The sequence below is a fragment of the Pseudomonas sp. G5001 genome, from assembly GCF_013385475.1.
Taxonomy (GTDB): Bacteria; Pseudomonadota; Gammaproteobacteria; order Pseudomonadales; family Pseudomonadaceae; genus Aquipseudomonas.
This window is the reverse complement of record NZ_JACAPZ010000009.1, coordinates 119,569-145,696: the sequence shown is the minus strand read 5'-3', so window position 1 is coordinate 145,696 and position 26,128 is coordinate 119,569. Positions and strand designations below refer to the sequence as shown.

Sequence of the window (26,128 nt, the reverse complement as noted above, 5' to 3'; positions counted from 1 at the left end):
GCGGCGCCATAAAACAGGCGCACGAAGGAGAAGAACATGCTTCCGGCTCTATACGTTGCCAAGACAGGCCTGTCCGCCCAGGACACCAACCTGACCACCATTTCCAACAACCTGGCCAACGTGTCGACCACGGGTTTCAAACGTGACCGCGCCGAGTTCCAGGACTTGCTCTATCAGATCAAGAAGCAGCCTGGCGCCCAGTCGACCCAGGACAGCGAATTGCCGTCGGGCCTGCAACTGGGTACCGGTGTGGCAATCGTTGGCACCCAGAAGAACTTCAGCGCCGGTAACCTGCAGCAGACCGGCCAACCGCTGGACCTGGCAGTCAACGGCAAGGGTTTCTTCCAGATCCTGCAGCCGGACGGCACCACCACCTACACCCGTGACGGTACGTTCCACCTGGACTCCAACGGCCAAGTCGTGACCGCCAATGGCTTCGCGCTGGAGCCGGCGATTGTCGTGCCGAACAACGCCCAGACCTTCACCGTCGGCAACGACGGCACCGTGTCGATCACCGTGGCCGGCAACCCGGCGTCCCAGGTGATCGGCAACCTGCAAACCGCCGACTTCATCAACCCAGCCGGCCTGCAGGCGATCGGTAACAACCTGTTCCTGGAAACCGCGTCCAGCGGCGCGCCGCAAATCGGCACCCCGGGCCTCAACGGTTTTGGTACCACCCTGCAAAGCACCCTGGAAACGTCCAACGTCAGCACCGTTGAAGAGATGGTCAACATGATCACCACTCAGCGCGCCTACGAGATGAACTCCAAGGTGATTTCCACCGCCGACCAGATGCTTTCGTTCGTAACGCAGAATCTGTAATCAAGTCTATGGGGCGCCCTTGAAGGCGCCTGCAACACCGTGAGGTATGGGTCATGAATCGCTATGTTTCTGTTCTGGCATTGAGTGGGATTGCTGTGCTCGCGGGCTGTGTCGCCCCGACGCCTAAGCCCAATGACCCGTACTATGCGCCGGTGTTGCCGCGCACGCCGTTGCCGGCGGCCGCCAACAATGGCTCGATCTACCAGGCCGGGTTCGAACAGAACCTGTACAGCGACCGCAAGGCCTTCCGGGTCGGTGACATCATCACCATCACGCTGAACGAGAAGACCCAGGCGAGCAAGAACGCCAACTCGCAGATCGGCAAGACCAGCAAGACCAGCATCGGCCTGACTTCATTGTTTGGCGGTGTACCGAACACCAACAACCCGCTGGGCAGCGGTGACCTGAGCCTGGACGCCGGCTACAGCGGCGACCGCGCCACCAACGGCAAGAGTGCGGCAGGGCAGGGCAACAGCCTGACCGGTTCGATCACCGTGACCGTGGCCGACGTGCTGCCCAACGGCATCATCGCCGTACGCGGCGAGAAGTGGATGACCCTCAACACCGGTGACGAACTGGTGCGCATTGCGGGCATGGTTCGCGCCGACGATATTTCCACCGACAACACCGTGCCGTCGACACGGATTGCCGATGCACGCATCACCTACTCGGGTACGGGTTCGTTTGCTGACGCCAGTCAGCCGGGCTGGTTTGACCGTTTCTTCCTTAGCCCGCTGTTCCCTTTCTAGGTGATCACTTTGAACTTCAAACAGCTGATGGCTGCGATGTTGCTGCTGGCCCTGAGCGCAGGCGCCCAGGCTGAGCGCTTGAAAGACATCGCGAGCATTTCCGGCGTGCGGTCCAACCAGCTGATCGGCTACGGCCTGGTGGTGGGGCTTAACGGCACCGGTGACCAGACCACCCAGACCCCGTTCACCCTGCAGACCTTCAACAACATGCTCTCGCAGTTCGGCATCAAGGTACCGCCGGGCTCGGGCAACGTGCAGTTGAAGAACGTCGCGGCGGTGTCCATCAGCGCTGACTTGCCGCCGTTCGCCAAGCCGGGGCAGGTGGTCGATATCACCGTCTCGTCCATGGGTAACTCGAAAAGCCTGCGGGGCGGCACCTTGCTGATGACGCCGCTAAAAGGTATCGACGGCAACGTCTACGCCATTGCCCAGGGCAACCTGGTGGTGGGTGGCTTTGATGCCGAAGGCCGCGACGGTTCGAAGATTACCGTCAACGTGCCGTCGGCCGGGCGGATTCCCGGTGGTGCCTCGGTGGAGCGCACCGTGCCCAGCGGCTTCAACCAGGGCAACAGCCTGACCCTGAACCTCAACCGCTCTGACTTCACCACCGCCAAGCGCGTGGTCGACAAGATCAATGAGCTGCTCGGCCCGGGCGTGGCCCAGGCCATCGATGGCGGCTCGGTTCGTGTGACGGCACCGCTGGACCCAAGCCAGCGTGTGGACTACCTGTCTCTGCTGGAAAACCTTGAGGTTGACCCGGGCCAGGCGGTGGCGAAAGTCATCATCAACTCGCGGACCGGCACCATCGTGATCGGCCAGAACGTCAAGGTTTCGCCAGCGGCCGTGACCCACGGCAGCCTGACCGTGACCATCACCGAAGACCCGATCGTCAGCCAGCCTGGCCCGTTGTCCAACGGCCAGACTGCCGTGGTACCCCGTTCGCGGGTGAATGCCCAGCAAGAAGCCAAGCCGATGTTCAAGTTCGGCCCCGGCACCACCCTGGACGAGATTGTCCGTGCGGTGAACCAGGTGGGCGCAGCGCCCGGCGACTTGATGGCGATCCTCGAAGCATTGAAACAGGCCGGCGCCTTGCAAGCCGACCTGATCGTGATCTGACGCCATGGCCATGGACATGCGCAAGAGCGGCCTGACCAGCACGGCGGATTCGGGTTCCTATTCCGACCTCAACCGGCTTAACCAGTTGAAGGTCGGCGACAAGAACAGCGACGGCAACATGCGCAAGGTCGCGCAGGAATTTGAGTCGCTGTTTCTCGGCGAGATGCTCAAGTCCATGCGTTCGGCCACCGAAGCCCTGGGCAAGGACAACCCGCTGAATACCCCGGCGGCCAAGCAGTACCAGGAAATGTACGACCAGCAGTTGGCGGTTTCCCTGTCTCGCGAGGGCGGTGGTATCGGCCTGGCGGACGTGCTGCTGCGCCAGATGCAGAAGAACAAACCGGTGGACGCCCAGGCGGCCACCTTGCAAGGCCCGGCTGCGCCCGCGAAGAAGGCGGATGTGCCGACTGAAATTGCCGCCGGTACCAAGGCCGATGGCCCGCTGGGCCGCAGCAATGGTCAGCGACCATTGTGGGCGTACCGCGTGGCGGTGCCTGAAGGCACCAACTCCCACGCCAACGACATGGCGCTGATGAACCAGCGACGCATCTCGTTGCCGAGCAAGCTGACGGATCGCCTGCTGGCCGGCATCGTGCCGGGTGCCGAGGCTACCACTGCCGCCAAGGCCGCGCCGCTGCGCAACAGCGCTGCCGATGATGGCGTGGTCAACAGCACCGCCCGCAGCCTTGCCGCCATACCGCCTCGCGGGCAGATGCAGGTTTACGGCCGCGCCGTAGCCCAGCCACCGCTGGCACCGGCGAAGAAAGCCTTCAGCTCGCAGGATGAATTTGTCGCCACCATGTTGCCGATGGCCAAGCAGGCCGCTGCGAGGATTGGCGTCGACCCACGCTACCTGGTGGCCCAGGCCGCCCTGGAAACCGGTTGGGGTAAATCGGTGATGCGTGCCGAGGATGGCACCAGCAGCCACAACCTGTTCGGTATCAAGGCCGGCCAGAGTTGGCAGGGCGAACGGGCCCGGGCGATCACCAGCGAGTTTCGCGATGGCGCGATGGTCAAGGAGACGGCGCAGTTCCGTTCCTACAATTCCTACCAGGACAGCTTCCATGACCTGGTCACGTTGCTGCAAAGCAATGATCGCTATAAAGAAGTTGTGAAATCAGCCGACAACCCGGAACAGTTTGTGCGCGAGTTGCAAAAAGCCGGTTATGCAACCGACCCGGATTACGCCAGCAAGATTTCGCAGATCGCAAAAACGATGAACAGCTACCAGAACTACGCTGCCGCGGGCGCTTCCACTCATTTATAAGGTCTGAATCATGAGTTTGCTCAATATCGGGATGTCGGGGCTCAATGCCGCCCAGGGATCGTTGTCGGTCTTAAGTAACAACATCGCCAACGTCAACACCCCGGGATACTCGCGTCAACAGAGCGCTCAGACCGCGAATGCGTCGAACGCCTACGGCGGCGTATTTATCGGCACCGGTACGACCCTGGCGGACGTGCGTCGGGTGTACAACCAGTTCCTCACCACGGCTTACCAGAACAGCACGGCACTCGACAGCGACGCCAACGCCTACCTGGATCAGGCCAGTGCCATCGACAAGACCTTGTCGGATTCCAACACCGGCATGTCTTCGGTGCTCAGTGCCTTTTTCGCGGCGGCGCAGACGGCTTCTGCCACCCCGGGCGACGTGTCCGCGCGCCAATTGCTGCTGACCAGCGCCCAGACCCTGAGCAACCGCTTCAACTCCATTTCCGGCCAGTTGAACCAGCAGAAACAAACGATCAACAGTCAGTTGAGCACCATGACGGACCAGGTCAACAAGCTGACGTCCTCGATCGCCTCGCTCAACAAGCAGATTGCCCAGGCCCAGGGGACTTCCAGCAGTGCGCCGGCCAACCTGCTGGACTCGCGTGACGAAGCGGTGCGCTCGCTCAACGAGCTGATCGGCGTTACGGCCACGGAAAAAAACGGACAGTTCAGTATTACGACCGGTACGGGGCAGTCGCTGGTGGAAGGCGGGATATCCAATAATATCTCTGCGGTACCGAGTAGCACCGACAATAGCCAGTACACCATCCAGCTCTCGATGGGCGACTCGTCCATTGACCTTGGCAATGTGGTCACCGGCGGTAGTATCGGTGGCTTGCTGCGCTATCGCAGTGACGTGCTGATGCCGGCCATCAATGATCTGGGGCGCATCGCGATTGCCACGGCAGACACGATCAACAACCAGTTGGGCCAGGGCCTGGACCTCAACGGCGAATTCGGTTCGTCGCTGTTCACCGATATCAACAGCGCGGCGGCGATTTCCCAGCGTAGCCAAGGGGCCGCCGGCAATAGCGCGGGGTCTGGCAACCTGAATGTCACGATCAAGGACAGCAGCCAGCTGACGACCTACGACTACAAAGTCACGTTTACCAGTGGTAACCAGTACAACGTCGTCCGCTCCGACGGCAAGGCCATGGGTTCGTTCGACACCACCACCACGCCGCCGCCGGTGATTGATGGCTTTACCCTGGCACTGGACGGCAAAGGGCCCATGGCTGCCGGTGACAGCTTCAAGGTCAGCCCCACGGCCAACGGGGCCACGGGCATCGGTGTCGACCTGAAGGACGTCAACAAGCTCGCCTTCGCGGGCCCCTTGGCGGGGAACGCAAGCAAGACCAACACCGGCACCGGTACGTTCACACCGCCTCAACTGACTGTGCCGCTGGATATTCATGGCGGCGCTGATACCGCCCAGTTGCGCGCCGGCATCGAAAACTCCATGCCGGTAAAAATGCTCTTTGGCAAGCCGGCCGCCGACGGCACCCAGTCGTATACGGTGAGCGACGCGCAAGGCAATCCGATCGGCAGTGGCACCATCATCCCGGGCCAGGGCAACAAGATCAGCATCAACGTACCGATGCGCGATGCCTCGGGTGCGTTGATCCCGGGCAAAAGCTTCAGCTTCGATACCACGGTCGGCGGCTCGCCTGCCAATGGTGACAGCACGACTTTCTCGTTCAACGCTTCGGGCACCTCCGACAACCGCAACGCCCAGCAATTGCTGGACTTGCAGACCAAGGCCACCGTGGGCGCCAGCGACGGCAGCCCGGGTGTGAGCCTGGTCAGCGCCAACGCCCGACTCGTGTCGCAGGTGGGCTCCAAAGCCAGCCAGGCCGCTACCGACTCCACTGCGACGGGTGCGCTGTTGGCAGCGAACAAGGCGGCCAGCAACTCGGTGTCTCAGGTCAACCTGGATGAAGAGGCGGGTGACATGATCAAGTTCCAGCAGTACTACACCGCGTCGTCGCAGATCATCAAGGCTGCGCAAGAAACTTTCAGCACACTGATTAATGCCCTTTAAAGGAGTCTGGGACGATGCGTATTTCTACACAGCAGTATTTCGACACCAGCGCCAGCAAGTACCAGACGAACTATTCCGGTGTGGTGAAAGCCCAGGACCAGGCGAGCAGCGGTATCCGGGTGCAGACCGCCTCCGATGACCCGGTCGCCGCCGCGCGCTTGCTGCAATTGCAGCAACAGAAAGACATGCTTGGCCAGTTCAACGGCAACATCAACACCCTGCAGAACTCGCTGACCAACGAAGAATCGGTGTTAAAGAGCATCAACACCGCCTTGCAGCGCGGCAGTGAATTGGCGCTGCGTGCGGCCAACCAGTCCCTGAGCGATGACGATCGTAAATCCATCGCCAGCGAAGTGGGCGCGCTTGAGGACCAGGTGCTGGGCTTGCTCAACTCCAAGGATGCCAACGGCAACTACATGTTTTCCGGGTCGAAAACCGACACGCCGCCTTACATCCGCAATAACGACGGCACCTACACGTATCAGGGTGACGAGACGCCGCTGAGCTTGCAGATCTCGGACAATCTGTCGATGGCGGGGGGCGACACCGGAAAGTCGATGATGGAAAGTTCGACCAACACCGGTCGCACCCAGGCTACGTTGTTGCCGCCTGCGGTCAATGACGGCAAGGTCGCGGTATCGGCGGGCACGGTGACCTCCGGTGTCACCTACACCAAAAGTTTTACCGACGGCCAGCCCTACAAGCTGACCTTCAGCAGCAGCACGCAGTATTCCGTGACCGACAAGGACGGTAACGACGTTACCTCGGAGATTCCCGGCAACGGCACTTTCGACGCGACCAAAGAGGGCGCATCCAGCGTCAACCTGCGCGGCGTCAAGTTCGACATCAGCCTGACGCTCGGCGCGGACGTTGCGCCCGGCGCTGACTCCGACGCACTGGTGGCGGGCAAGGCGTTCACCCTGCAATCCAAGCCGGACACCTTCAGTGCTTCGCGTTCGCCAGGCAACGCGTCGACTGCACAAGTCACCGGTGGCCAGGTGACGGATCAGGCGGCCTACGCCAGCACCTTCCCTGATACCGGTGCGGTGATCAAATTCACCAGCGGCACCACGTATGAGGTGTATGCGCAGCCCTACAGTCCGAACAGCAAGACCATCGCGACCGGCACCATGGCTGCCGGTGCCACCTCGATCAACGCGGCCGGCGTGACGTTCGATATCAGTGGTGCGCCAGGGGCGGGCGACCAGTTTGCGGTCAGCGCCGTCAGCAACAAGAACGAAAACGCCCTGGACACGTTGAGCCAATTGCGCAAAGCCCTGGAAACGCCGGCTGACGGCAACCTGGTCGCGCAGAACAACCTCAAGGATGTGGTGGCCAAAACCATCGGCAACCTGAACAACGCCAGTTCACAGATTGACCAGGTGCGCGGCTCCATTGGTGCTCGCCAGAATGCCCTGGATCTTCAAACGGATGAAAACACCAGCCTGGGGACTGCCAATACCAACACCATGAGTTCCTTGGGCAACGTCGACATGGGCCAGGCGGCGATCAACCTGCAGCTTCAGCAAACCATGTTGCAGGCCTCTCAGTTGGCCTTTGTGAAAATCTCTCAGTTGAGCCTGTTCAACAAAATGTGATGTCCGCAGCTACAAACCGGCGGCTCACCCTGGAAACGGGGTGGGCCGTTGTGGTTTTTGGCGTTTGTATGTCCCCGTGTTTCGCACAAAGCGCAGAAAATTGAGTGACCTGTGAGTCATAAAGCGCATCTTCACTGTATCGTGTGAAAAGGATAGGTCGTCGCCAGGTCTCTGCGAGGGCCTGCCGCCAGGGTACAAAGGCGGTTTTCGGCGAGTTTTTTGCGGGGTCATCCCCATTATTGTCAGCACCCGGCGACGTGTCTCGCGGGGTGTTCTCCAGCTATTTAGTATTGGGAAGCCACAATGATTGGCATAAAAAGCATCGCCAGTTACGTGCCGGCAGACGGGATTGATAACTACGCCCAGGGTGCCAAATTCGCCAAGGATGAAGAATTCATCATTGGCAAGATCGGTTCGGCGTTCCTGCCGCGCAAGGATGCCGCGCAGGAAACCTCCGATCTGTGCGTCGAGGCGGTCAACGCCTTGTTTGCCAACAACCCCGATTTGAAGCGCGAGTCCATCGATGCGCTGATCGTCGTTACCCAGAATGGCGACGAAGAGGGCTTGCCTCACACCGCCGCCATCGTCCAGGACAAGCTGGGCCTGCCGACGCACGTGGCGGCCTTCGATATTTCCCTGGGCTGCTCGGGCTACGTCTACGGCATCTATGCGATGAAGGGCTTCATGGAAGCCACCGGCCTGAAGAACGGCCTGCTGGTGACCGCCGATCCGTACTCGAAGATCGTCGACCCGGAAGACCGCAACACCACCATGCTGTTCGGCGATGCCGCTACCGCCACCTGGATGGGTGAAGACGCGCCGTGGCAGTTGGGCAAGTCCAAGTTCGGCACTGACGGCTCCGGTGCGCCGCACTTGAAGGTCAGCGATGGCGTGTTCTTCATGAACGGCCGCCAGGTGTTCAACTTCGCTTTGCTCAAGGTGCCGGCGCATTTGCACGAGCTGCTCAACGAATCGGACCTCAAGGCTGACGAGATCGATGCGTTCTGCATCCACCAGGGCAGTGCGGCGATTGTCGACGCCGTGGCCCGGCGTTTCGAAGACGCGCCGGTGGACAAGTTCATCAAGGACATGGTCGAGACCGGCAATACCGTGTCCTCGAGCATTCCGCTGCTGCTGGAAAAGCACATGCTCGACTCCACCTGGAAGCGCGTCGCCATCAGTGGTTTTGGTGTGGGGCTGTCCTGGGGCTCGGCGATTTTGCACCGCCCTTGACGACTTAAAGGCGCTGCACAAAAAAACGCCCATGATCGAAAGATCATGGGCGTTTTTTATTTGGCGCCAGAAAGCCAACAATTGCTGGGGTTTGGGCTATCGTAAATGCTTGAATTAAAAGGGGTGGCACGGCGCCAGTAAAAAAAATCAAAAAAGTCCTCAAGCAACCTGCTTTCACGACGATAACTATTACGAAGGTTCTCTAGGCCACACCCGGCGGTTGCCAGGGCCGGAAGCCGCAGTACACCACCCACGAGGATTTCGTCATGGCATTAACAGTAAACACCAACCTTGCTTCGTTGACCGTTCAGAACAACCTGAACAAGGCTTCCAGCGCCCTGCAAACTTCCATGCAGCGCCTGTCCTCCGGCCTGCGTATCAACAGCGCCAAAGACGATGCGGCCGGCCTGCAAATCGCTGGTCGTCTGACCAGCCAGATCAACGGCCTGGGCGTTGCCATCAAGAACGCCGGTGACGGTAACTCCATCGCGCAAACTGCTGAAGGCGCGATGCAGCAATCCACCAACATCCTGCAGACCATGCGTTCCCTGGCTCTGTCGTCCGCTAACGGCTCCCTCAGCGCTGACGACCGTAAGTCGAACCAGGCTCAGTACGCGGCTCTGAGTTCGGAATTGACCCGTATCGCATCGACCACTACCTTCGGTGGCCGTAACCTGCTGGACGGTTCTTTCGGTACTACCGCTTTCCAAGTAGGCGCGAACGCCAACCAGACCATCAACATGAGTCTGGGTAACGTAGCGGCCAGTAACATCGGTTCGCAGCAACTGCTGTCCAACGCTCAGACGCCAAGCCTTAACGGTGTTGCGGGCGGCACTATCACTGTGACCGGTGGTGGTCAGGTGTCGAACGCTCTGACCATCGCTCAAGGCGCGTCGGCCAAGCAAATTGCTGCCCAGCTTAATGGCGCAGTAGGCGGTCTGGCGGCCACTGCTAGCACTGAGCTTCAGTTCACGCTTCCTGCTGGTGGCTTTCCTGCGGCCACTCCTAGCGGTAAGTTCGACCTTACAGTCGGCAGCGGTCCTACTGCCTCTACTGTTTCGTTCGTGGGTATCACCAGCGCTGCCGACCTGGCGGGTCAACTGAACTCCAACGCTGCCAAACTGGGTATCAGCGTTAACTTCAACCAGTCGACCGGCGCCCTGTCGATCAAATCCGACTCGGGTGAGAACTTCACCTTCGCCAATGCTGACACCGGTGCCCAAACTATCGGCATTGCCACTAAAGGCGGCGACGGTAAGTTCAATGCTACCGTGACCAACCTGGCCGCAACCAACCTGACCGCTACCGGCCAAGTTTCGTTGAACTCCAGCTCCAGCTACTCGCTGGCTGGCAACGGCGTTACCGGTGTGTTCGGTGCTGCAGCTGCTACCGCTGTCAACTCGGCGCAAGTCGTCGTCAGCAATACCGACGTGACCACTGCTGACAACGCACAGAAGGCTGTAGACGTGCTGACCCAAGCACTGTCCACCATCGACTCTCAGCGTGCTGACCTCGGTGCGGTACAAAACCGTTTCGACAACACCATCGCCAACCTGCAGAGCATCTCGGATAACTCCACCGCTGCCCGTGGCGTGATCCAGGACGTTGACTTCGCCGCTGAAACTGCTCAGCTGACCAAGCAACAAACTCTGCAACAGGCTTCGACTGCGATCCTGTCCCAGGCGAACCAACTGCCATCCGCTGTACTGAAGCTGCTTCAGTAATAACGGCACTTGGTAACTGACGGAAGGGCGCGTTTACGTGCCCTTTTGTCTTTTGTCTAATGAGGTGATTGGTCATGGACATGAGCGTCAAACTGAACCTGTCTTACCCTGCGGCAGCGCCACAGAGTGCACCCGCTCCTGTCAGTGCCGATCCGCAGAAGCCCAAGGTGGACGCCGTTGCTGGCGCGAAAGATGCCCAGCAGCCATCGAGCCACACCGACTTGAAAAAAGCGGTCAACGACATAAACGAATTCATCCAGGCTGCCCAGCGCAAACTGGATTTTTCTATTGATGACTCCACCCACCAGGTTGTGGTCAAGGTCATTGCGACCGAAAGCGGTGAGGTCATTCGCCAGATTCCTTCGGAATTGGCCCTGAAACTCGCCCAGAGCCTTCATGACGCCAGCAGCTTGCTGTTTGACGCCAAGGTCTAAACTGGCATGAACTTTGTTGCGAAAACTGCCTAGAGCGTGATTCGTCAATAAAGCATCAGCCCCGGATTAGGAGAAAGACGATGACAGTCGTAGCAGGTCTAACGGTCAACGGCCCGGGTACGGGCATCGACGTTCAAGGTCTTGTTAAGTCGTTGGTGGGGGCGCAAACCGCACCCAAGCAAGCGCAGATCGACAGCCAGACCAAAACATCCACTGCGCAACTGACCTCAATCGGCAAGATCCAGGCGGCTCTGGACGCGTTCCGGGGCGCGCTGGACACCATGACCAAGACCGTCAACTTCAGCGGCTTGAGTTCGACGCTGTCGAACGACAAGCTCGCGACGGTCACGTTGGGCCCAGGTGCCGCCGCCGGCAACTTTACGCTGGGTGTCACCCAATTGGCCACGGCGTCAAAGGTCTCCACCGCAGTAATTCCTGGCGGGCCGACGGCCGTTGTCAATTCCGGGGTCTCGGCGACGGTGTTTACGGTCTCCCAGTCCGGCAAGAATTACAGCGTCAGTGTGCCACCGGGCGGAACCCTGCAGCAGGTGCGCGATTCGCTCAACTCGCAGTACGGCAACGCGGGCTTGAGTGCCAACATCCTGACTGACTCCAACGGTTCGCGGTTGGTGGTCACATCATCGACGACCGGTGTCGGTAGCGACATCACCTTCAAGGGTTCCTCCGGCCTGGATACGGGTGCGACGGTTGTGGGCTCGGCGCCGCAGAACGCCATATATAACCTTGATGGCAGCCCTCAAGAGTCCACGAGTAATACCCTGCCCAATGCAATCAGTGGTGTGAGCATTACCTTGACGGGGGTTTCGGCAGCTACTGACGGCCCTAACGGCGCTTCGACGATCAAAGTCTCTGCGAACAGCGCAACCCTGAAGTCGGCAGTCAAGGGCTTCACAGATACCTACAGTGCGTTGGTCAAGGCTGTGAACGCCGAGACTCAGGTCACCACCAATGCCGACGGTTCCGTCACGCCAGGCCCGTTGACCGGGGACAGTTCGGTGCGCAGCATGATGGCATCGATCCGCAACGTGATGAACTCGGTGACCGGTAGCGGCTCGTTTTCATCCCTGGCGCAGTTTGGCGTGACCACGGACCAGACAGCGGGCACCCTGAGCGTCAGTGATGTGGCGTTTGACAAGGCGGCCCTCACAAACGGCTCCGACATCAACAGCATCTTCACCGGCCCCAACGGGCTGTTGGCAAGCCTGACCAATGCGACCGCCAACTTTGCGCTGAGCAAGACCGGGGTGTTCGCCGAAAAGTCCTCGACCCTGCAGGATAACCTCAAGGACCTGACCAACCAACAGACCGCCCTGAACACGCGTTCTGATGCCCTGACGGCCTCCCTGACCCTGAAATACAACGCCATGGACTCCCTGGTTGCGCAGCTCAAGGCCCAGGGCGACAGCGTCATGACCACGCTCAACTCGCTGAACAATCCGAAGTCCACCTGATTGGCGGATGGATAAAGCCCGCCGAAGGCGCTGTGTCAAAGCGCCAGGCGGGCTAAAGTTTTGTGTAACGCCGTCGACATAATAATCAGCGTCCACCCTTTTAGCTGTCGCCTGTCACGAGGTAGAAACATGAATCCCATGAGAGCCCTTCGCCAATACCAGAAGGTCAACACCCACGCCCAGATCTCCGAAGCCAGCCCGCACCGCCTGGTGCAGTTGCTGATGGAAGGCGCACTGGATCGTATGGCGCAGGCCAAGGGTGCGATGGCTCGCGGTGATATCGCGCAGAAGGGGTTGATGCTGGGCAAGGCGGTGGACATCCTCGTCGGGTTGCGTGACGGCCTGAACCCCGAGAAGACCCCGGACCCGATTGCACTGCAGCAGTTGGATAACCTGTATGCCTTCATGACCATGCGCCTGCTGGAAGCCAACCGTCAGAATGACGCTGCGATGATCGATGAGGTCGCAGGTCTGATGATTACGCTCAAGGAAGGCTGGGACGGTATTGCCACAGAGGTACAGTAGGCCGTAAGGCCTGAGGACGATGTCATGAGCCAAGCATTGCAAAAAATCGACGAGACCCGTGAGGCGCTGTCCGAGGCGTTGGCTGAACGCAACTGGGGTGCGATCGGCGAACTGGATTTGGGCTGCCGCGCGTTGATCGATGCTGCGCTCAACGAGGAATCGGCGGATGAGGCAGCCATTCGGGCAAAACTGGAAGACTTGCTTTCGGTCTACCAGCAGTTGCTGGAGGCGACGACAGGGGAGCGACAGGCTATTTTCGAAGAGATGTCGCAGTTCAACCGAGCTAAACATGCGTCAAAGGTTTACCATATGTTCGGCTGAAGGCTCAGTTAATCCGAACACCGCGCGTCATAAATTTGACTGTGCACGATTTTTTGACTTAACTAGTGCTATTTTCAGACGTCAGAAAGCCGTAGCGCAGAAAATGCCTACAGCAATCTAGATTGCCCCAACTCGAGGGCATTAGAGTTTTACTAGGGAAGTTGCTATTGCATGTGGCGTGAAACCAAAATTCTGCTGATCGATGACGATAGCGTTCGGCGCCGCGATCTGGCGGTGATCCTGAATTTTCTTGGCGAAGAAAATCTACCCTGTGGCAGCCACGACTGGCAGCAGGCGGTCAGCTCTTTGTCGTCGAGCCGCGAAGTCATTTGTGTGCTGATCGGGACGGTAAACGCTCCTGGTGCAGTTCTGGGCTTGTTAAAGACACTGTCGACCTGGGATGAGTTCCTTCCGGTGTTGCTGATGGGCGATATTTCTTCCGTGGACCTTCCGGAAGACCAGCGCCGCCGCGTGCTTTCCACCCTTGAAATGCCCCCCAGCTACAGCAAATTGCTCGACTCCCTGCACCGTGCCCAGGTCTACCGCGAGATGTACGACCAGGCCCGCGAGCGCGGCCGTCACCGCGAACCCAACCTGTTCCGCAGCCTCGTCGGCACCAGTCGTGCGATCCAGCACGTGCGCCAGATGATGCAGCAAGTGGCCGACACCGACGCCAGTGTGCTGATCCTCGGCGAGTCGGGCACCGGCAAGGAAGTGGTCGCACGCAACCTGCATTACCATTCCAAGCGTCGTGACGGGCCGTTCGTGCCGGTCAACTGCGGGGCGATCCCGGCAGAACTGCTGGAAAGCGAACTGTTCGGCCACGAGAAGGGTGCCTTTACCGGGGCGATCACCAGCCGTGCCGGGCGTTTTGAACTGGCCAACGGCGGCACCCTGTTCCTCGACGAAATCGGCGACATGCCGCTGCCGATGCAGGTCAAGCTGCTGCGGGTATTGCAGGAGCGCACCTTCGAGCGCGTGGGCAGCAACAAGACCCAGAGCGTCGACGTACGCATCATCGCGGCCACCCACAAGAACCTCGAAAGCATGATCGAGGTCGGCAGCTTCCGCGAAGACCTGTACTACCGCCTCAACGTATTCCCGATCGAAATGGCGCCCCTGCGCGAGCGCGTCGAAGACATCCCGCTGCTGATGAACGAGCTGATCTCGCGCATGGAACACGAAAAGCGCGGTTCGATTCGCTTCAACTCGGCGGCGATCATGTCACTGTGTCGCCACGGCTGGCCGGGCAACGTCCGCGAGTTGGCCAACCTGGTGGAGCGCATGGCGATCATGCACCCGTACGGGGTGATCGGCGTGGTCGAGCTGCCGAAGAAATTCCGCTACGTCGACGACGAAGACGAGCAATTGGTGGACAGCCTGCGCAGCGACCTGGAAGAGCGCGTGGCCATCAACGGCCACACGCCGGACTTCGGCTCCACCGCCATGCTGCCGCCGGAAGGCCTGGACTTGAAGGACTACCTCGGCAGCCTCGAACAAGGCCTGATCCAGCAGGCACTCGACGACGCCAACGGTATCGTCGCCCGTGCCGCCGAGCGCCTGCGCATCCGTCGTACCACCCTGGTGGAAAAGATGCGCAAGTACGGCATGAGCCGCAAGGAAGGTGATGAACAGGCGGATGATTGACACCTGTTTTTCAACTGACTGAAAACTAAGCCTATTTTTTTAGGCACGGGTATTGCTACAGCACTCGCAACGTTCCGTTTAACTGACGGTCAGCCAAGCGAGAGAGCATGATGCCCCACGCCGCCCAACTATCTTCGGTCCCTGACACTCAGGGGCCGGCCCCCTCCGTAGAGCAGATCAGCCGCCTCGGGCTTGAACAGGCTTTTTCCCTGTTCAACCAGATGTCGAGCCAGTTGACTGACTCCTACAGCCTGCTGGAAGCCCGGGTTTCCGAGCTTAAGGGCGAGTTGGCCGTGGTCAGTGCCCAGCGCATGGAAGAGCTGGCCGAGAAAGAGCGACTGGCCAACCGTCTGCAAAACCTCCTCGACCTGTTGCCCGGTGGCGTGATCGTCATCGACGAGCAGGGCCGTGTGCGCGAAGCCAACCCGGCGGCCTGCAACATGCTTGGCCTGCCGCTGGAGGGCGAGCTGTGGCGTGAGGTCATCACCCGCTGCTTTGCCCCCCGGGAAGACGACGGCCACGAAATTTCCCTCAAGGATGGGCGCCGCCTGTCCATCGCCACGCGTTCCCTGGATGCCGAGCCCGGCCAGTTGGTGTTGCTCAACGACCTGACTGAAACCCGGCACCTGCAAGACCAGTTGGCCCGCCATGAGCGCTTGTCGTCTTTGGGGCGAATGGTCGCTTCCCTGGCCCACCAGATTCGTACGCCATTGTCGGCCGCGCTGATTTACGCCAGTCATTTGACTGATGAGCAATTGCCCGCCGCCACCCACCAGCGTTTTGCCGGCCGCCTCAAGGAGCGCCTGCATGAACTGGAGCATCAGGTGCGCGACATGCTGGTGTTTGCCCGCGGCGAATTGCCGCTGACCGATCGCGTCACCCCGGCCGCCTTGATGCAGTCCCTGCAAGCGGCGGCCGCCACTCATATCCAGGAAGCGTCAGTCCGTTGGCAGTGCGACAGCCATTACGGCGAGTTGCTGTGCAACCGCGACACCCTGGTGGGCGCGCTGCTCAACCTGATCGAAAACGCGACCCAGGCCAGCGGCCCCGGGGCGCGGCTCAAGGTGCACCTGTACAACCGTGGCGAGACCCTGCGCCTGAGCATCAGCGACAGCGGCAGCGGGATTGACCCGGCAGTGCTGCAGCGCCTCGGCGAGCCTTTTTTTACCACCAAGACCAACGGGACCGGCCTGGGCCTGACCGTGGTCAAGGCAGTCGCCCGTGCACATCAGGGAGAATTGCAGCTGCATTCCCGGTTGGGTCGTGGCACGTGCGCGTTGATCACGCTGCCGCTGTTTTCATGCGCCGTCAGCGCGGAGTAAAAGGTCATGGCTATCAAGGTTTTATTGGTTGAAGACGATCGCGCCCTGCGTGAAGCATTGGCTGACACGCTGTTGCTGGCGGGCCATGACTATCGGGCGGTCGGTTCTGCCGAAGAAGCCCTGGACGCGGTGGAGCAGGAGTCCTTCAGCCTGGTGGTCAGCGACGTCAACATGCCGGGCATGGACGGACACCAGTTGCTCGGCCTGTTGCGTGCGCGCCAGCCGCAACTGCCGGTGCTGCTGATGACCGCCCACGGCGCCGTGGAGCGTGCCGTCGACGCCATGCGCCAGGGCGCTGCGGATTACCTGGTCAAGCCCTTCGAACCCAAAGCCTTGATCGAACTGGTCGCCCGGCATGCCCTTGGCACCCTGGGCGCTGCCGAGGGTGAAGGTCCGATTGCCTTCGAACCGGCCAGCGCGCAATTGCTGGAACTGGCGGCCCGTGTTGCCCGCAGCGATTCCACCGTGCTGATCTCCGGCGAGTCCGGTACCGGCAAGGAAGTACTGGCGCGCTACATCCACCAGCAATCCCATCGTGCCAGCCAGCCGTTCATTGCGATCAACTGCGCGGCCATTCCCGACAACATGCTCGAAGCCACCTTGTTCGGCCATGAGAAGGGCTCGTTCACCGGCGCCATCGCGGCGCAGGCCGGCAAGTTCGAGCAGGCTGACGGCGGCACCATCCTGCTCGACGAAATCTCCGAAATGCCCCTGGGCCTGCAAGCCAAGTTGCTGCGGGTATTGCAGGAGCGCGAAGTGGAGCGGGTGGGCGCACGCAAGCCGATCCAGCTGGATATCCGTGTGGTCGCCACCACCAACCGCGACCTGGCGGGCGAAGTGGCGGCGGGGCGCTTCCGTGAGGACCTGTTCTACCGGCTCTCGGTGTTCCCGTTGGCCTGGCGCCCGTTGCGCGAGCGCCCGGCCGACATCATCCCGCTGGCCGAGCGCCTGCTGGGCAAACACGTCAATAAAATGAAGCATGCCCAGGCGCGCTTGTCGGCCGAGGCCCAGGCCTGTCTGATCAGTTACCCGTGGCCCGGCAACGTGCGGGAACTGGACAATGCGATCCAGCGTGCGTTGATTTTGCAGCAGGGCGGCCTGATCCAGCCCCAGGATTTCTGCCTGGCCATGGGCGCGGGCGCAGCCCCGCAGCCGAGCCTGGCTGCGGCGCCACAGGTCGAAGCCGTGCCTGCCGAATCCGCCGGCGCCCTGGGCGACGACCTGCGTCGCCGGGAATTCCAGATGATCATCGACACCCTGCGCTCCGAGCGGGGGCGCCGCAAAGAAGCCGCCGAGCGCCTGGGCATCAGCCCGCGCACCCTGCGCTACAAGCTGGCGCAGATGCGTGACGCCGGGATGGACGTGGAAGCCTACCTCTACGCCACCTGAAAATTCTCAAAGCCGACAGGGCCAGTCGCCTTTTCTTACAGAATGCCACGGAGCTGGCACCCTTGTTGCTACCACCCCTGTAATCGCTGTGTAGTGTCAAAAAATTGCGGGTCGTCGGAGAGAAAGTTCATGAGCCAAGGTGTTGAGTTCAATCGGTTGATGTTGGATATGCGGTCCATGCAAATGGATGCCATGGCTCAACCGAAATCCGCCGCGCAAGCCGTACCGGAATTGGGCCAGAGCAGCTTTGCCGACATGCTCGGCCAGGCCATCAACAAAGTCAGCGACACCCAGCAGGCATCCAATCAGTTGGCGACCGCCTTCGAGATCGGCAAGAGCGGCGTGGACCTCACCGACGTGATGGTCGCCTCGCAAAAAGCCAGCGTTTCATTCCAGGCCTTGACCCAGGTGCGCAATAAACTGGTTCAAGCCTATCAAGACATCATGCAGATGCCGGTTTAAGGACGATTTGAGTCATGGCAGAAGCACTCGTGGATAACGCACCCGCCAAGGCAGACGGCAAGCCGCCGCTGTTTGGCCTGTCGTTCCTGGAAAACCTCTCCGAGATGACCATGTTGCGTCAGGTGGGCCTGATGGTCGGCCTGGCTGCCAGCGTGGCGATTGGTTTTGCCGTGGTGCTGTGGTCCCAGCAACCGGATTACCGTCCGTTGTACGGCAGCCTGGCCGGCATGGATTCCAAGCAGATCATGGAAACCCTGGCGGCGGCAGACATCAGCTACACCGTCGAACCGAATTCCGGCGCCCTGTTGGTCAAGGCCGACGATGTGGCCCGTGCGCGGATGAAGCTGGCGGCTGCCGGCGTAACCCCGTCCGACGCGAATATCGGCTTTGAAATCCTCGACAAGGACCAGGGCCTGGGGACCAGCCAGTTCATGGAAGCCACCCGCTACCGTCGCGGCCTGGAAGGCGAACTGGCGCGCACCATCTCTGCCCTGAACAACGTCAAGGGCGCCCGCGTGCACCTGGCGATTCCGAAAAGCTCGGTGTTTGTGCGCGATGAACGCAAGCCCAGCGCCTCGGTCCTGGTCGAACTCTTTGCCGGCCGCTCCCTCGAGCCTGGCCAGGTATTGGCGATCATCAACCTGGTGGCCACCAGCGTTCCTGAATTGAGCAAGTCGCAGATCACCGTAGTCGACCAGAAGGGCAACCTGCTGTCGGACCTCGCGGAAAACTCTTCGCTGACCATGGCCGGCAAGCAGTTCGACTACAGCCGCCGTATGGAAAGCATGCTGACCCAGCGGGTGCACAACATCCTGCAACCGGTGTTGGGCAATGATCGCTACAAGGCTGAAGTGTCGGCCGACGTCGACTTCAGCGCCGTCGAATCGACCTCCGAGCAGTTCAACCCGGACCAGCCGGCCTTGCGCAGCGAGCAATCGACCACCGAACAACGTACCGCCAGCAATGGCCCGCAAGGCGTGCCGGGTGCCCTGAGCAACCAGCCACCCACCCCGGCCACTGCCCCGCAAACCACCGGTGGCGCTGCCGCTACCGCAGGCGCGGTGCAGCCTGGCCAGCCGCTGTTGGACGCCAACGGCCAGCAGATCATGGACCCGGCCACCGGCCAGCCCATGCTCGCGCCGTACCCGGCCGACAAGCGCAACCAGTCCACCAAGAACTTCGAGCTTGATCGTTCGATCAGCCACACCAAGCAGCAACAGGGCCGGATCAATCGCCTGTCGGTGTCGGTGGTGGTGGATGACCAGGTCAAGGTCAATGCCGCAGACGGCGCCATTACCCGCGCCCCATGGAGCGCCGATGAATTGGCGCGCTTCACTCGCCTGGTGCAGGACGCGGTGGGCTTCGATGCCAGCCGTGGCGACAGCGTCAGCGTGATCAACATGCCGTTCTCCGCCGAGCGTGGCGAAGTCATCGCCGAGGCAGCGTTCTATACTCAGCCGTGGTTCTGGGACATCGTCAAGCAAGTGCTGGGGGTGTTGTTCATCCTGTTGCTGGTGTTCGGCGTACTGCGCCCGGTGCTCAACAACATCACCGGCCACGGCAAGAAGCAACTGGCCCTGGCCGGCGGCGACGTCGAGCTGGGTGGCATGGGCGGCCTCGATGGCGAACTGGCCAACGACCGCGTGAGCCTCGGTGGCCCGCAAAGCATTCTGTTGCCGAGCCCGAGCGAGGGGTATGACGCTCAGTTGAACGCAATCAAGAGCCTGGTGGCCGAAGACCCGGGTCGTGTGGCCCAGGTCGTGAAAGAGTGGATTAACGCAGATGAGTGATAGCCGAGCTGCAGTAGCCAAACTCTCCCGGGTCGACAAAGCCGCCGTGCTGTTGCTGTCCCTCGGAGAAACCGACGCCGCCCAAGTGCTGCGCCACATGGGGCCCAAAGAGGTTCAGCGTGTCGGCGTGGCCATGGCGCAAATGCGCAATGTGCACCGCGAGCAAGTCGAGCAGGTGATGAGCGAGTTCGTCGAGATCGTCGGCGACCAGACCAGCCTGGGCGTCGGCTCCGACAGCTACATTCGCAAGATGCTCACCTCGGCCCTGGGCGAAGACAAGGCCAACGGCCTGATCGACCGCATCCTGCTGGGTGGCAACACCAGCGGCCTCGACAGCCTGAAGTGGATGGAACCGCGGGCCGTGGCCGATGTGATCCGCTACGAACACCCGCAAATCCAGGCGATCGTGGTGGCGTATCTCGACCCCGACCAGGCCGGTGAAGTGCTCGGCCACTTCGACCATAAGGTGCGCCTGGATATCATCCTGCGCGTCTCGTCGTTGAACACCGTACAGCCGGCGGCCCTGAAAGAATTGAACACGATTCTCGAGAAGCAGTTCTCGGGCAATTCCAACGCTTCGCGCACCACCCTGGGCGGCATCAAGCGTGCGGCCGACATCATGAACTTCCTCGACAGCTCGGTGGAAGGCCAGTTGATGGACTCGATCCGCGAGATCGACGACAGCCTGTCGGTGCAGATCGAAGACCTCATGTTCGTGTTCAACAACCTCTCCGACGTCGACGACCGTGGCATCCAGGCGTTGCTGCGGGAAGTGTCCTCCGACGTACTGGTGCTGGCGCTCAAGGGCTCCGACGAGGGCGTCAAGGAAAAGATCTTCAAGAACATGTCCAAGCGGGCTTCCGAACTGTTGCGCGACGACCTCGAGGCCAAGGGCCCGGTGCGCGTCAGCGACGTGGAAACTGCACAGAAGGAAATCCTCACCATTGCCCGCCGTATGGCCGAAGCCGGAGAAATCGTTCTCGGTGGGAAGGGCGGCGAAGAAATGATTTAAGGCGCCGCGCATGTCGAACAAAGATGAGACGCCCAGCGATCTGATTCGCGCACGGGACGTCGGAGGGTTCGACGTCTGGTCGCTGCCCAGTTTCGACCCGCATCGCCCGGAGCCTGAGCCGGAGCCGGTAGAAGAACCCCCGGCCGAGATGGAAGAAGTGCCGCTGGAGGAAGTCCAGCCACTGACCCTGGAAGAGCTCGAAAGCATTCGCCAGGAAGCCTACAACGAAGGTTTCTCCACCGGCGAGAAGGACGGTTTTCGCAGCACCACCCTCAAGGTCCGCCAGGAAGCCGAGGCCGCGCTGAGCGTCAAGCTGGCCAGCCTGGAAACCCTGATGGGCAGCCTGTTCGAGCCCATCGCCGAGCAGGACTCGCAGATTGAAAAAGCCATGGTCGGGCTGGTGGAGCACATCACCCGCCAGGTCATTCAGCGCGAATTGGCCCTGGACTCCACGCAAATCGAAAGCGTGATGCGCGAAGCCCTCAAGCTGCTGCCCCTGGGCGTCGGCAACGTGCGGCTGTACATCAACCCGCAGGATTTCGAACAGGTCAAAGCCCTGCGCGAGCGCCATGAAGAAACCTGGCGCATCGTCGAAGACGCTGCGCTGCTGCCCGGTGGTTGCCGGGTCGAGACCGAGCACAGCCGCATCGATGCCACGGTGGAGACGCGCATCACGCAGATTATGGCCAAGCTGTTCGATCAGTTGCACGAGCAGGCGCTGCACCCGGCAGAGCCGGACTTGAGCGTCGAGCTGGACACCCCCGATGCGCCTTGACCGCACCAGCTTCGCCAAGCGCCTGGGTGGCTATGCCGAAGTCACCGAGTTGCCCGGCCAGCCGATCCTGGAGGGCCGCCTGCTGCGCATGGTGGGCCTGACCCTGGAAGCCGAAGGCCTGCGCGCCGCCATGGGCAGCCGCTGCATGGTGATCAACGACGACAGCTACCACCCGGTGCAGGTCGAAGCCGAAGTGATGGGGTTCTCCGGCAGCAAAGTATTCCTGATGCCCGTCGGCAGCGTTGCCGGCATTGCCCCCGGCGCTCGCGTGGTGCCGCTGGCCGACACCGGCCGCCTGCCGATGGGCATGAGCATGCTCGGCCGCGTGCTGGATGGCGCCGGGCGCGCCCTCGACGGCAAGGGCGGGATGAAGGCCGAAGACTGGGTGCCGATGGACGGCCCGACCATCAACCCGCTCAAGCGCAACCCCATCAGCGTGCCGCTGGACGTGGGCATTCGCAGCATCAACGGTTTATTGACGGTGGGCCGCGGCCAGCGCCTGGGCCTGTTTGCCGGTACCGGCGTGGGTAAGTCGGTGTTGCTGGGGATGATGACGCGCTTTACCGAGGCCGACATCATCGTGGTCGGACTGATCGGCGAGCGGGGCCGCGAGGTGAAGGAATTCATCGAGCACAGCCTCGGTGAAGAAGGCCTCAAGCGTTCGGTCGTGGTGGCCTCACCGGCGGATGACGCGCCGCTGATGCGCCTGCGTGCCGCGATGTACTGCACACGCATCGCCGAATATTTTCGCGACAAGGGCAAGAACGTCCTGCTGCTGATGGACTCCCTGACCCGTTTCGCCCAGGCCCAGCGGGAAATCGCCCTGGCCATCGGCGAGCCGCCGGCCACCAAGGGCTATCCGCCGTCAGTGTTCGCCAAGCTGCCCAAGCTGGTGGAGCGTGCTGGTAACGCCGAAGCCGGTGGTGGTTCGATCACTGCGTTCTACACCGTACTCTCCGAGGGCGATGACCAGCAGGACCCGATTGCCGACTCGGCGCGGGGCGTGCTCGACGGGCACATCGTGCTGTCCCGGCGCCTGGCCGAAGAAGGGCACTACCCGGCCATCGACATCGAAGCCTCCATCAGCCGGGTGATGCCGTCGGTGGTCACCCCGGAGCACATGATGCGCGCGCAGCAGTTCAAGCAACTGTGGTCGCGTTATCAACAGAGCCGCGACCTGATCAGCGTCGGCGCCTACGTGGCCGGCGGCGATCGCGAGACCGACCTGGCGATTGCCCTGCAACCGCAACTGGTGACGTACCTGCGCCAGGGCCTCAACGACAAGATCAGCATGGGTGAAAGCGAGGCACACCTGGGCACCATCTTCGCGCCGGCGCCGGGCGGATAAACCATGGCCAACACTCGCGCCGCGCGCCTTGCCCCGGTGGTGGACATGGCCGAAAAAGCTGAAAAGACCGCCGTCCAGCGCCTGGGGTACTTCCAGGGCCAGGTTCGCCTGGCGGAAAGCAAGCTGGGGGACCTGGAGCGCTTTCGCGGCGAGTATCAGCAGCAGTGGATCGAGCGTGGCAGCAAGGGCGTCTCCGGGCAGTGGCTGATGGGCTACCAGGGCTTTCTCAACCAGTTGGAAACCGCCGTCGGCCAGCAGCGCCAGAGCCTGGCCTGGCACCAGGCCAACGTCGACAAGGCCCGCGACAGCTGGCAACAGGCCTATGCCCGGGTCGAAGGCCTGCGCAAACTGGTGCAGCGCTACATCGACGAAGCCCGTGCACTGGAAGACAAGCGCGAGCAGAAACTGCTGGATGAATTGTCCCAGCGTCTTCCCCGCCAAAACCCCTATTAACCACGGCCTCGCTCCTACACGGATTTGCCCACTTCCCTATCACCTGCTACACCTTGTTGCACATTGCCAATGACAAGGAAGCAGTCGTATGTCAGTCGAATCAGAAGTGTCCCTGGACGGGACGAAGTTGACGATCACCGTCAGGGGGCGATTCGATTTCGGTAGCCACCAGGCCTTTCGTGATGCCTACGAGCGGTTCTACAAGGTGCCCGAGATCTACGTGGTGGACTTGAAGGAAACCACCTACATGGACAGTTCGGCCCTGGGCATGCTCCTGCTGTTGCGTGACCATGCCGGAGGCGACAATGCCGAAGTGCAGGTGGTCAACGCCAACTCCGATGTGCGCAAGATCCTGGCCATTTCCAACTTCGACAAACTGTTCGACCTCACTTGAGCGTCCTGGCCCCGGTCCTCGAGGCGCTGACGGTGTTGATCGCCGAAGACAGCGCCGCCGACCTGTTGTTGCTGTCGACCATCGTGCGCCGCCAGGGCCACCAGGTGCTGACCGCCAGCAACGGCCAGGAAGCGGTCGATGTGTTTACCCGTGAACGGCCGCAGTTGGTGTTGATGGACGCCCTGATGCCGGTGATGGACGGCTTCGAGGCGGCCCGGCAGATCAAGCAACTGGCGGGGGAGGCGCTGGTGCCGATCATCTTCCTCACCTCCCTGCGCGAGAGCGAAGCCCTGGCCCAGTGCCTGGATGCCGGCGGCGACGACTTCCTGGCCAAACCCTATAACCAAGTGATCCTCGCCGCGAAGATCAACGCCATGGACCGCCTGCGCCGCTTGCAGGCCACGGTCTTGCAGCAACGCGACCTGATCGCCCGGCACCACGACTACCTGCTGCAGGAGCAGCGAGTAGCCAAGGCGGTGTTCGACAAGGTGGCCCACTCGGGCTGCATCAACGCCGCGCCGAATATTCGTTATGTGCAGTCGCCCTACGCGCTGTTCAACGGCGATTTGCTGTTGGCCGCGTACACGCCGTCGGGCGATATGCATGTGCTGCTGGGGGACTTTACCGGCCACGGTTTGCCGGCGGCGGTCGGCGCCATGCCCCTGGCGGAAGTGTTCTACGGCATGACTGCCAAGGGCTACGGATTGGCGCAAACCCTGCGGGAGATGAACGCCAAGCTCAAGCGCATCCTGCCGGTGGACATGTTCTGTTGTGCCACCTTGCTGTGCCTCAGCGCCCAGCGACGGGTGGTAGAGGTGTGGAACGGCGGCATGCCCGACGGCTACGTGCATGACGTCACCACCGGCAAGCGCACGCCGCTGGTGTCGCGGCATTTGCCATTGGGCGTGCTGGCGGCCGAGGCGTTTGATGACTGCACTGAAGTCTGGCCGATGGCGCTGGGTGACCGAGTGTTTTTGCTGTCGGATGGTGTGCTGGATACCGCCGATGCCCATGAACAGTTGTTTGGCGCCGAGCGGTTGCAGCAGGTGTTTGCGGCCAATCGCGAGCCGGACCGGTTGTTCGAGGAGATCGAACAGGCCCTGGCGGGTTTTCGCGGTGAGGTGCGCGATGACATCAGCATGGTGGAGATCAGCCTGCAGGCGGATGAGCCGTTGCGTTCGTCGTCGGTGGTGTATTCCGACAGTGGGCAGTCGTCGCCGCTGGATTGGTCGGTAAGTTTTGAGTTTCGTGCCGAGACGCTCAAGTCCTACAACCCTTTGCCGTATTTGTTGCAGTTGCTGTTGGAGATTCATGGGCTGCGGGAGCAGAGCGGGGCGTTGTACAGCGTGATGGCAGAGTTGTATTCCAATGCGCTTGAACATGGTGTGCTGGGGCTGGATTCGCGGCTCAAGCGGGATGCACAGGGGTTTGCTGCGTATTACCGCGAGCGTAATGAGCGGCTGGCGCGGTTGGATAGCGGGTATGTGCGGGTGCACCTGGATGTGGTGCCGACCGGGGAGGGGGGGTGTCTGACGCTGCGGATCGAGGACAGTGGGGCCGGGTTTGATGTGGATAAGGTGCTGGCCAGGCCGCTGGATGTTGACCGTCTGTCTGGTAGGGGATTGAGCCTGGTGCGCCAGTTGAGCAGCGATGTAGGCTGGTCTGACGGCGGGCGGTGTGTGTGCGTGGAGTTTTCATGGAAGGCTCTGGCATAATCCGCCGATTCTTGATCAAGGAGCGAACAAGTGGCAGAGATTCATCTGGACCCCGATGTGCTGACTGGCTTGCAGGAGGTCATGGAGGGCGAGTATCCGAAGCTGCTCGACACTTTTCTCGATGACTCGCAAAAGCGGGTAGAGGCGTTGCGCCGGGCTCGGGATGATGCCAAGGCGCTTGGGCGGATTGCGCATAGCTTCAAGGGGAGTAGCGGTAATCTTGGGGCGGTGCGGTTGGCTGAGCTTTGTCAGTTGCTCGAGGATAAGTCCGCCAAGCCTGTGGTTGCGGATTTGGCGCAGTTGGTGGATGAGATTGACCATGAATTCGCGCTGGTGCGGCCGTTGTATGAGCATGAGCGGGGGCGGTTTCAGCTCTGACGCTTTTGGTGTGTATATCCGTTTCTTCGGTAACGGCGGCTTATGGTTTCGCTCTTGCAGCGAGTCATTTTGCAAAAGCGGCACAGTAACCAAAGCGCTCTGCCCCATCAAAAACCAGAGCGAAAGCAGAGCTGC

The 26,128-nt window shown here is 61.2% G+C and carries 24 protein-coding genes; all 24 read left to right on the top strand.

What is annotated here, in order from left to right:
* Positions 1 to 36: 36 nt before the first annotated feature.
* Positions 37 to 822, top strand: coding sequence for a flagellar basal-body rod protein FlgG (gene flgG / locus HX805_RS08800; protein WP_003214609.1), 786 nt, complete (start codon positions 37 to 39; stop codon positions 820 to 822).
* Positions 823 to 875: 53 nt separating this feature from the next.
* A complete protein-coding gene (gene flgH, locus HX805_RS08795) occupies positions 876 to 1,571 on the top strand; it encodes a flagellar basal body L-ring protein FlgH (RefSeq protein ID WP_003214607.1) in 696 nt (231 codons plus the stop codon).
* A gap of 27 nt (positions 1,572 to 1,598) precedes the next feature.
* Positions 1,599 to 2,687 (top strand): flagellar basal body P-ring protein FlgI, encoded by a 1,089-nt coding sequence (locus tag HX805_RS08790; RefSeq protein ID WP_032899355.1) that lies wholly within the window; start codon positions 1,599 to 1,601, stop codon positions 2,685 to 2,687.
* 4 nt (positions 2,688 to 2,691) lie between these two features.
* Entirely contained in the window at positions 2,692 to 3,954 is a 1,263-nt protein-coding gene (flgJ, locus tag HX805_RS08785; protein ID WP_177116768.1) for a flagellar assembly peptidoglycan hydrolase FlgJ, read from the top strand.
* A 10-nt stretch (positions 3,955 to 3,964) separates the two neighbouring features.
* Positions 3,965 to 6,001: a flagellar hook-associated protein FlgK gene (flgK, locus tag HX805_RS08780; RefSeq protein ID WP_008434859.1), complete on the top strand. Its 2,037-nt coding sequence runs from the start codon at positions 3,965 to 3,967 to the stop codon at positions 5,999 to 6,001.
* A 14-nt stretch (positions 6,002 to 6,015) separates the two neighbouring features.
* Positions 6,016 to 7,599 (top strand): flagellar hook-associated protein 3, encoded by a 1,584-nt coding sequence (locus HX805_RS08775; RefSeq protein WP_008434857.1) that lies wholly within the window; start codon positions 6,016 to 6,018, stop codon positions 7,597 to 7,599.
* A gap of 303 nt (positions 7,600 to 7,902) precedes the next feature.
* Entirely contained in the window at positions 7,903 to 8,832 is a 930-nt protein-coding gene (locus tag HX805_RS08770) for a ketoacyl-ACP synthase III (RefSeq protein WP_003214601.1), read from the top strand.
* 266 nt (positions 8,833 to 9,098) lie between these two features.
* On the top strand, positions 9,099 to 10,556 hold the full coding sequence (locus tag HX805_RS08765; RefSeq protein ID WP_008434854.1) for a flagellin: 1,458 nt from the start codon (positions 9,099 to 9,101) through the stop codon (positions 10,554 to 10,556).
* 74 nt (positions 10,557 to 10,630) lie between these two features.
* On the top strand, positions 10,631 to 10,990 hold the full coding sequence (locus tag HX805_RS08760) for a flagellar protein FlaG (RefSeq protein ID WP_008434852.1): 360 nt from the start codon (positions 10,631 to 10,633) through the stop codon (positions 10,988 to 10,990).
* An 80-nt stretch (positions 10,991 to 11,070) separates the two neighbouring features.
* Positions 11,071 to 12,462: a flagellar filament capping protein FliD gene (fliD, locus tag HX805_RS08755; RefSeq protein WP_032899335.1), complete on the top strand. Its 1,392-nt coding sequence runs from the start codon at positions 11,071 to 11,073 to the stop codon at positions 12,460 to 12,462.
* Between the two features lie 129 nt (positions 12,463 to 12,591).
* Positions 12,592 to 12,987, top strand: coding sequence for a flagellar export chaperone FliS (fliS, locus tag HX805_RS08750; protein ID WP_003214591.1), 396 nt, complete (start codon positions 12,592 to 12,594; stop codon positions 12,985 to 12,987).
* 24 nt (positions 12,988 to 13,011) lie between these two features.
* Complete coding sequence (locus tag HX805_RS08745; RefSeq protein ID WP_003214590.1) at positions 13,012 to 13,308, top strand: hypothetical protein; 297 nt, start codon at positions 13,012 to 13,014, stop codon at positions 13,306 to 13,308.
* Positions 13,309 to 13,479: 171 nt separating this feature from the next.
* Complete coding sequence (locus HX805_RS08740) at positions 13,480 to 14,955, top strand: sigma-54 dependent transcriptional regulator (RefSeq protein ID WP_003214588.1); 1,476 nt, start codon at positions 13,480 to 13,482, stop codon at positions 14,953 to 14,955.
* A 110-nt stretch (positions 14,956 to 15,065) separates the two neighbouring features.
* Entirely contained in the window at positions 15,066 to 16,277 is a 1,212-nt protein-coding gene (locus HX805_RS08735) for a PAS domain-containing sensor histidine kinase (protein ID WP_102604700.1), read from the top strand.
* Positions 16,278 to 16,283: 6 nt separating this feature from the next.
* On the top strand, positions 16,284 to 17,666 hold the full coding sequence (locus HX805_RS08730; RefSeq protein ID WP_087694335.1) for a sigma-54 dependent transcriptional regulator: 1,383 nt from the start codon (positions 16,284 to 16,286) through the stop codon (positions 17,664 to 17,666).
* Positions 17,667 to 17,795: 129 nt separating this feature from the next.
* Entirely contained in the window at positions 17,796 to 18,128 is a 333-nt protein-coding gene (gene fliE, locus HX805_RS08725) for a flagellar hook-basal body complex protein FliE (RefSeq protein WP_003214581.1), read from the top strand.
* A 14-nt stretch (positions 18,129 to 18,142) separates the two neighbouring features.
* A complete protein-coding gene (fliF, locus tag HX805_RS08720; protein WP_008434839.1) occupies positions 18,143 to 19,918 on the top strand; it encodes a flagellar basal-body MS-ring/collar protein FliF in 1,776 nt (591 codons plus the stop codon).
* Entirely contained in the window at positions 19,911 to 20,930 is a 1,020-nt protein-coding gene (gene fliG / locus HX805_RS08715) for a flagellar motor switch protein FliG (RefSeq protein WP_003214577.1), read from the top strand. The genes fliF and fliG overlap by 8 nt, the downstream gene beginning before the upstream one ends.
* 10 nt (positions 20,931 to 20,940) lie before the next feature.
* A complete protein-coding gene (gene fliH / locus HX805_RS08710; protein ID WP_008434837.1) occupies positions 20,941 to 21,705 on the top strand; it encodes a flagellar assembly protein FliH in 765 nt (254 codons plus the stop codon).
* On the top strand, positions 21,695 to 23,053 hold the full coding sequence (gene fliI / locus HX805_RS08705) for a flagellar protein export ATPase FliI (protein ID WP_087694334.1): 1,359 nt from the start codon (positions 21,695 to 21,697) through the stop codon (positions 23,051 to 23,053). Before fliH ends, fliI begins: the two co-directional genes overlap by 11 nt.
* Positions 23,054 to 23,056: 3 nt before the next feature.
* Entirely contained in the window at positions 23,057 to 23,506 is a 450-nt protein-coding gene (fliJ, locus tag HX805_RS08700) for a flagellar export protein FliJ (RefSeq protein ID WP_008434833.1), read from the top strand.
* 88 nt (positions 23,507 to 23,594) lie between these two features.
* Positions 23,595 to 23,900 carry an STAS domain-containing protein gene (locus HX805_RS08695; RefSeq protein ID WP_003214569.1) on the top strand — a complete coding sequence of 102 codons (306 nt, stop codon included), beginning with the start codon at positions 23,595 to 23,597 and terminating at the stop codon, positions 23,898 to 23,900.
* Complete coding sequence (locus HX805_RS08690) at positions 23,897 to 25,615, top strand: fused response regulator/phosphatase (protein WP_177116767.1); 1,719 nt, start codon at positions 23,897 to 23,899, stop codon at positions 25,613 to 25,615. Before HX805_RS08695 ends, HX805_RS08690 begins: the two co-directional genes overlap by 4 nt.
* 30 nt (positions 25,616 to 25,645) lie before the next feature.
* Positions 25,646 to 25,993 carry an Hpt domain-containing protein gene (locus HX805_RS08685; protein WP_003214564.1) on the top strand — a complete coding sequence of 116 codons (348 nt, stop codon included), beginning with the start codon at positions 25,646 to 25,648 and terminating at the stop codon, positions 25,991 to 25,993.
* The last annotated feature ends 135 nt before the right edge of the window (positions 25,994 to 26,128 follow it).

Excerpts from the sequence above, each read along its gene's own strand:
- fliI (WP_087694334.1), top strand. The coding sequence starts at position 21,695 with ATGCGCCTTGACCGCACCAGCTTCGCCAAGCGCCTGGGTGGCTATGCC.
- fliG (WP_003214577.1), top strand. The coding sequence starts at position 19,911 with ATGAGTGATAGCCGAGCTGCAGTAGCCAAACTCTCCCGGGTCGACAAA.
- HX805_RS08745 (WP_003214590.1), top strand. The coding sequence starts at position 13,012 with ATGAGCCAAGCATTGCAAAAAATCGACGAGACCCGTGAGGCGCTGTCC.
- HX805_RS08740 (WP_003214588.1), top strand. The coding sequence starts at position 13,480 with ATGTGGCGTGAAACCAAAATTCTGCTGATCGATGACGATAGCGTTCGG.
- HX805_RS08760 (WP_008434852.1), top strand. The coding sequence starts at position 10,631 with ATGGACATGAGCGTCAAACTGAACCTGTCTTACCCTGCGGCAGCGCCA.
- HX805_RS08730 (WP_087694335.1), top strand. The coding sequence starts at position 16,284 with ATGGCTATCAAGGTTTTATTGGTTGAAGACGATCGCGCCCTGCGTGAA.
- HX805_RS08775 (WP_008434857.1), top strand. The coding sequence starts at position 6,016 with ATGCGTATTTCTACACAGCAGTATTTCGACACCAGCGCCAGCAAGTAC.
- fliE (WP_003214581.1), top strand. The coding sequence starts at position 17,796 with ATGAGCCAAGGTGTTGAGTTCAATCGGTTGATGTTGGATATGCGGTCC.
- flgJ (WP_177116768.1), top strand. The coding sequence starts at position 2,692 with ATGGCCATGGACATGCGCAAGAGCGGCCTGACCAGCACGGCGGATTCG.
- HX805_RS08735 (WP_102604700.1), top strand. The coding sequence starts at position 15,066 with ATGCCCCACGCCGCCCAACTATCTTCGGTCCCTGACACTCAGGGGCCG.
- HX805_RS08765 (WP_008434854.1), top strand. The coding sequence starts at position 9,099 with ATGGCATTAACAGTAAACACCAACCTTGCTTCGTTGACCGTTCAGAAC.
- fliJ (WP_008434833.1), top strand. The coding sequence starts at position 23,057 with ATGGCCAACACTCGCGCCGCGCGCCTTGCCCCGGTGGTGGACATGGCC.
- HX805_RS08790 (WP_032899355.1), top strand. The coding sequence starts at position 1,599 with ATGGCTGCGATGTTGCTGCTGGCCCTGAGCGCAGGCGCCCAGGCTGAG.
- flgG (WP_003214609.1), top strand. The coding sequence starts at position 37 with ATGCTTCCGGCTCTATACGTTGCCAAGACAGGCCTGTCCGCCCAGGAC.
- HX805_RS08770 (WP_003214601.1), top strand. The coding sequence starts at position 7,903 with ATGATTGGCATAAAAAGCATCGCCAGTTACGTGCCGGCAGACGGGATT.
- fliD (WP_032899335.1), top strand. The coding sequence starts at position 11,071 with ATGACAGTCGTAGCAGGTCTAACGGTCAACGGCCCGGGTACGGGCATC.
- fliF (WP_008434839.1), top strand. The coding sequence starts at position 18,143 with ATGGCAGAAGCACTCGTGGATAACGCACCCGCCAAGGCAGACGGCAAG.
- fliH (WP_008434837.1), top strand. The coding sequence starts at position 20,941 with ATGTCGAACAAAGATGAGACGCCCAGCGATCTGATTCGCGCACGGGAC.
- flgK (WP_008434859.1), top strand. The coding sequence starts at position 3,965 with ATGAGTTTGCTCAATATCGGGATGTCGGGGCTCAATGCCGCCCAGGGA.
- HX805_RS08695 (WP_003214569.1), top strand. The coding sequence starts at position 23,595 with ATGTCAGTCGAATCAGAAGTGTCCCTGGACGGGACGAAGTTGACGATC.
- fliS (WP_003214591.1), top strand. The coding sequence starts at position 12,592 with ATGAATCCCATGAGAGCCCTTCGCCAATACCAGAAGGTCAACACCCAC.
- flgH (WP_003214607.1), top strand. The coding sequence starts at position 876 with ATGAATCGCTATGTTTCTGTTCTGGCATTGAGTGGGATTGCTGTGCTC.